Annotated in this window: 7 protein-coding genes; 2 read left to right on the forward strand and 5 right to left on the reverse strand. The window is 67.8% G+C overall.

The window, feature by feature from the left end; translation table 11 throughout:
* The coding region (locus tag QOI01_RS09475) for a phosphoketolase family protein (protein ID WP_526380210.1) at positions 1–1,018 on the reverse strand (1,018 nt) is incomplete at its 3' end.
* A 182-nt stretch (positions 1,019–1,200) separates the two neighbouring features.
* On the opposite strand from QOI01_RS09475, the gene QOI01_RS09480 reads away from it, so the two are divergent.
* Positions 1,201–1,965, forward strand: a complete 765-nt coding sequence (locus QOI01_RS09480; protein ID WP_526380212.1) for a CPBP family intramembrane glutamic endopeptidase — start codon at positions 1,201–1,203, stop codon at positions 1,963–1,965.
* Here the strand turns inward: QOI01_RS09480 and QOI01_RS09485 are convergent.
* Positions 1,962–2,552: a CGNR zinc finger domain-containing protein gene (locus QOI01_RS09485; RefSeq protein WP_526380214.1), complete on the reverse strand. Its 591-nt coding sequence runs from the start codon at positions 2,550–2,552 to the stop codon at positions 1,962–1,964. The two genes, QOI01_RS09480 and QOI01_RS09485, sit on opposite strands and share 4 nt — an antisense overlap.
* Before the next feature lie 97 nt (positions 2,553–2,649).
* On the opposite strand from QOI01_RS09485, the gene QOI01_RS09490 reads away from it, so the two are divergent.
* Positions 2,650–3,144, forward strand: a complete 495-nt coding sequence (locus QOI01_RS09490) for a hypothetical protein (RefSeq protein ID WP_526380216.1) — start codon at positions 2,650–2,652, stop codon at positions 3,142–3,144.
* A gap of 11 nt (positions 3,145–3,155) precedes the next feature.
* Here the strand turns inward: QOI01_RS09490 and QOI01_RS09495 are convergent, their stop codons facing one another.
* The 3 genes from QOI01_RS09495 to QOI01_RS09505 all read right to left on the reverse strand — a co-directional run.
* A complete protein-coding gene (locus tag QOI01_RS09495; RefSeq protein WP_526380218.1) occupies positions 3,156–3,458 on the reverse strand; it encodes a GlsB/YeaQ/YmgE family stress response membrane protein in 303 nt (100 codons plus the stop codon).
* A gap of 129 nt (positions 3,459–3,587) precedes the next feature.
* Positions 3,588–4,508 carry an APA family fibronectin-binding glycoprotein gene (locus QOI01_RS09500; RefSeq protein WP_526380220.1) on the reverse strand — a complete coding sequence of 307 codons (921 nt, stop codon included), beginning with the start codon at positions 4,506–4,508 and terminating at the stop codon, positions 3,588–3,590.
* Between the two features lie 199 nt (positions 4,509–4,707).
* A partial coding sequence (locus QOI01_RS09505) for a TOBE domain-containing protein (RefSeq protein ID WP_526380222.1) occupies positions 4,708–5,495 on the reverse strand: 788 nt, incomplete at its 5' end.

The following is a 5,495-nucleotide window of genomic DNA, read 5'->3' on the forward strand; positions in this document are numbered from 1 at the left end:
CGCGGGCGTTGGCGAGCGGAACCTGGTGTGCGCGCCAGGATCCGGTGGTCTTCTTGCCGTCGATGTATGCGGGCCCCGTCCACCCCTTCGGGGTGCGGAAGACGATCATCGGCCATGATGGTCGCGCTACGTCGTCCGCGTTTCCCGTAGCAGCGGACGCCTTGATCTCGGCGATCTCGTTGAGCACCTCGTCGAGCAGCGTCGCGAACCGCCGGTGGACGTCGGCGGGCTCCTCCGCGGCCGAGCCCTCCTCGTCGTCGGTCACCTCGAAGAAGTGCGGCCGGTGTCCGTAGCCGATCATCAGGCTGCGCAGCTCGTCCTCCGGGATCCGCGCGAGCACAGTCGGATTGGCGATCTTGTATCCGTTCAGATGCAGGATCGGCAGTACCACGCCGTCCTCTGCCGGGTTGGTGAACTTGTTGGAGTGCCAGCTGGTGGCCAACGCTCCGGTCTCCGCCTCGCCGTCCCCGACGACCGCGGCGACCAGCAGATCCGGATTGTCGAAGGCGGCGCCGTAGGCGTGCGAGAGGGCATAGCCGAGCTCGCCGCCCTCGTGGATCGACCCCGGCGTCTCGGGTGCGACGTGCGAGGGAATGCCTCCGGGAAACGAGAATTGGCGGAACAGCCTCCGCAGACCTTCGAGGTCACCGGTGATGTCGGAGTACACCTCCGAATAGGTTCCGTCCAGGTAGGCGTTCGCCACCAGGCCCGGACCTCCGTGGCCCGGACCGGTGACGTAGATCGTCGACTGCTCGCGCGCCTTGATCGCTCGATTCAGGTGGGCATAGATGAAGTTGAGGCCGGGCGTGGTGCCCCAATGGCCCAGCAGCCGGGGCTTCACGTCATCGCGCGAGAGCGGCGTGCGCAGCAATGGGTTGTCCAGCAGGTAGATCTGACCCACCGACAGGTAGTTGGCGGCGCGCCACCAGCCGTCCAGAATGGCAACGGTCTCGTCGCTCAACGGGTCGGGCTCGGCGGAACGCCAGGCGGTCGGTACGGCAGTCTTCTTGGCGGTCATGGCGAACACCCTCCTCCGGCGTCGGTGCGAAGCCCTCCTGGCCATCCAACGCCTCCATCCGGCTGACCGCGCGGAGCAGCTCCCGAATTTCACCTCCCGGCCACCCGACGGCAAATGGCCCTTGGCACAGTTTGTCCGTCCCTGACCTGGGCATACCCGATCGCACGTATGCTAGGCCGGTTATGTCTGATGTCAGCGCGGTGCACGCGCCCCCCCATCCGCTGATCGGTCAGCTATCCGCACTGCACCACTTCCGTGTGTACGTCGACATCGGCGTCGTCGTCGTGGTCCTGGCGCTGACGAACCTCATCGCCCACTTCACCACCCCGCTCGCGAATTTCGTCGTAGTACCCGCCGCAGCGATCGGGCTGGTCCTACTGGTGCGGTCGAGGGGTCTGGGCTGGAGCGAACTCGGGCTCGGGCGCGACCACTGGAGATCCGGCGTCTGGTACGCGCTGGGTGCGGTCGCGTTCGTCGGCACGGTCATCGTCATCGGTGCGCTGCTGCCGTGGACGCGGCCCATGTTCATGAACGACCACTACGCCACGCTGTCCGGCGCGTTGCTCGCTTCGATGATCATCATTCCGCTGCAGACCGTGATCCCCGAGGAACTAGCCTTCCGCGGCGTACTGCACGGGGCGCTGGACAGGGCCTGGGGTTTCCGTGGCGTGGCGGCGGCCGGCTCGCTGCTTTTCGGGATGTGGCACATCGCCACGTCCTTCGGCTTGACCAGCGGCAATGTCGGGTTCACCAAGCTCTTCGGTGCCGGGGCGGTCGGCATGCTCGCGGGTGTGGTGATGGCGGTGATCGCCACCGGAGCAGCGGGTTTCGTGTTCACCTGGCTGCGCAGGCGCAGCGGCAGTCTGATCGCGCCGATCGCACTGCACTGGTCACTCAACGGGCTCGGCGCACTCGCGGCAGCGCTGGTCTGGCACCTGTCGACTTAGCCGGCGGGCTGGCGGCGCCTGGCCCTGAAGTCGCGGTTCTTGAGCTTGTTTCCGCAGGTCGCCATGTCGCACCAGGTCCCACCGTGGTTGCGTGAGTGGTCGTAGAACGCCCATCGGCAGTCGTCGTTCGCGCAGGCCCTCATGTGAGTCCAGGTGCCGTCGAGTTGGGCATCCTTGACGATCAGCAGCAGCGACAGCAGCCGTGAACCCACCGACCCGTCGTCGGCGGATAGGGCCATGCGTCCGTGCTCGTCGACGACGACTCGAACCCGACTGCCCTCGGAGACCTCGTGCAGTGGCGCGATCGTCGCCGGATCGGGAACCGGGCCGCCCGAGTTGTGGATCACCAGGGCGCGCAGCCCCTCCCTGACGCCCATGATCAGGCGCAGCCCGTCGGGCCCCGGCGTGGCGTCGGGCGCGAGCAGGCCGTTGTCGACGAGCCACGGGCGGGCATCGTCGACAGCTGCCAGCCGGTCCTGACCCGATTCGAGATCGACGGTGTTGATGAGTGCCTGCACGCGGCGCAGGGCACCGGGTGCGGGTTTCGACTCGGTGTCTCCACTCCACTGCATACCGTGGGACGTCATGGGCACATGGTAAACCTTACGTGACTGGTATAAAAGCTTGACTGGTCACTCATGACCGGTATAGCGTCCACGTAGGTCACGAAATAAGGAGATGGCGATGACACTGCGCAATGGCATCCGAACGGACGCCATCGACGACACGACCGACCGGTCAATCCACCGCGACGAGAGAGCCGACGTGCCACTGTCGAGCCGGATGTGGGCACGACTGTTCGCCGCACGCTACGACCAGCAGATCGAGGCCGGTGCCACGGTCACCGGGGGCAGCCCGCGGGCCGCGCACTACGTTCGCTTGACGTCGCAGGCAGAGCGAGAGGACATGACCAATGCGCTCGTGCTCCTGCTTCGGGATGCCGGCCTGCTCGACGACGGCGTCGGCGTCAGCACGCGCGTTCCCATCCAGGCCGAGGCGATCCGAAAGTCGGCGGACGTGATCGACGATGTGCTGTCACGGCTGGCGGATCCGCAGCTGGTCCGCGCGCGGGGCATGGCACGACTGCGCATCCTGCTTGGCGACGGCCGCGGCCCCGTGTACCGCCCGGGCCCCGGCAGCGTCGCCGCCGAGATGCGCGGCGTGCTGGCCGCGATGTAGCGCCGGTCCGGTTACCGCTTCCGGACCGCGCCCACGATGGCGAGCAGGATCACCGAGCCGATGATTGCGGTGAACAGCGTGAACCACCAACCGCCTGCCGCGGTGTCGAGGAAGAAGCTGAGCAGGAAGCCGCCGATGAGCGCTCCGATGATCCCGATGACGATGTTCATCAGGATGCCGGATCCGCCGCCTTTGACGATCTTGCCTGCGATCCAGCCGGCGAGTGCGCCGATGATGATGTAACCGATCCATCCCACGCTGGTGAGGGTGGTGGATCGTGCAGCCAGAAACTCGGTTGCCGTAATCATGTTCATGACGAACTCCTGCTCATCGCCGACCGACCCAGCGCAGCCGCTGGGTCACCGTCCGGTCTACTCGCAGCGGGTAACGATTCGACGTGCGAAAGGTGCACGTTAGTCAGTCGATAGCGCGGCCTGTGCGCGTCAGCCGCCTGGCATCATCCCGGGCGGCGCGTCGGTCACCGGCACGGGCACGCCAATACCAGGTCGTGGTGGCGGCGCATTGGGATCCGGCGGCGGAGCGTTCGGGTCCGGCGGAGCGTTGGGATCCGGCGGCGGAGGCGGCGGCGGTGGCGGCGGTGGCGCGAAGGGCCGAATCGACTGCGTGAGGACGGTCGCAGCGGCCTTGTCCACGGGATGGTTTGCCGTACCGAGCCACACGACGAACCACCGCGCCGGGGCCCGCTGTCCGCGGGGCGTACCTGGTGGAGGTGTTTCACCGACGACGCCGGCCCAGATCTGGCCGTTGGGCTTGGCGGTGTCGGTGAACTTGACCTCGTATGAGGAGAACGCACCGGGTTGTCCTGCGGCGTCGAGAGGCCCGGCGTCCTGGTTCTGGCGGGTGCCCGCGAACGGCATGAAGAACTCGCCCATGTCAGAGGCCAACCGGGTGGCGGCCTTCGCGTTGTCCGCCTCCGCTCCGGCGAACAACTTCAGGTCGAGTCGGCCGAGCAGCACGCTGGTGTCCGACGGCGCCTCTGCTCCCCCTTCGGGGATCTTGGTCAACAGTGCCTGCCCGTACGACAGCTGGGTGTTGTCCGAGACCTTCCAGCCGGCAGGGACGACATAGCTGAGCCCACCCGCCGCATTGTCCACGCGGCCGGGCTCCGGCGGTGGCGCGGGCGGTGCTGCCGGGTCAGCGGCCGGCGCGTTCGGGTCGGCGGGCGGTGGCGGCGGCGCGTTCGGATCGATGGGCGCGGGAGCGGGCGCCGGCGCGGGAGCGGGCGGAACGGGGTCTGCATAGGCGACCGGGCCGGTAAGGGCGAGGGCCACCGCCGAAACACCCGCGACCGCGGCCGTGGCCAGCGTCTTCGAGATGCTCCTGCGTCGTGGAGGGTGCTGCATGTGGAAGAAACTACCGTGTTACGGCCGTGACGCAAGTGTGAGTTGTTCTAATAAAATCGATCTGGGAAATTGCTGAAAGCCTCTAAGAACATGACAAGAGCGCAGTTCAGCGATCGCTGAAATGACAGGCGGCATGCCGCGACGCGCGCGAGGCGCGCGGGTAGTTCTGTTGGTCTGATCGCGACGGCCCCGGCCGCCGTTACCGCACCTGATGAATCGTCACTTCCTGCGCCTTCACCGTGAAGTAGACGCGCTCCCCCGGCCCGAGGCGAAGATCCGCCGCCGACTCGGCGGTGATGTCGGCGGACAGGCCCGGCGATCCGTCGGGTTGTTGGTCGGCCCGAACGCGGATGGCCGGGCCGCGACTGTCGAGTTCGGCGACCACGACCTCGACGGTGTTGCGCGGGCTTCCGTGTGGTTTGTCGCGGAAGATCGCCACGGCCGACGGATGAAAGGTCGCGACGACGGGGTCACCGCCGTCGATCCCGGACACGGCGCCTTCGTCGTAGCGGCCGTGCCACAGCTGCTCGGCGGCCGTCACCAACGTCGCGTCGGAACCCGCCCGGCCCGTCACCAGGTTCACGCCCGCGAACCGTGCCCCGAAACTGCTGCGAGGCGCGGCCAACACCGTCGTCGACGGGCCGGACTCGACGACGTGACCCGCCTCCAGGACGATCACCCGATCGGCGAGGGTCACGACGTCGAGCAGGTCGTGCGTGACCAGGACCGACGAGCGGCCGTCGCGCACCAGGACGCGGCGCAGCACCTTGCGCATCGCGGTGGCGACTCCGACGTCGAGCCCTGTCAGCGGTTCGTCGAGCAGCAGGACGTCGGGGTCGGCGGCCCGTGCGCTGGCCGCCGACCCCGACGTCCTGCTGCTCGACGAACCGTTGGCCGGTCTCGACGTAAGTGTCGCCGCCGCGATGCGCAAGGTGCTGCGGAACGTCCTGGTGCGCGACGGCCGCTCGTCGGTACTCGTCACACACG

Source organism: Mycobacterium sp. (assembly GCF_032162605.1).
Classification (GTDB): Bacteria; Actinomycetota; Actinomycetes; order Mycobacteriales; family Mycobacteriaceae; genus Mycobacterium.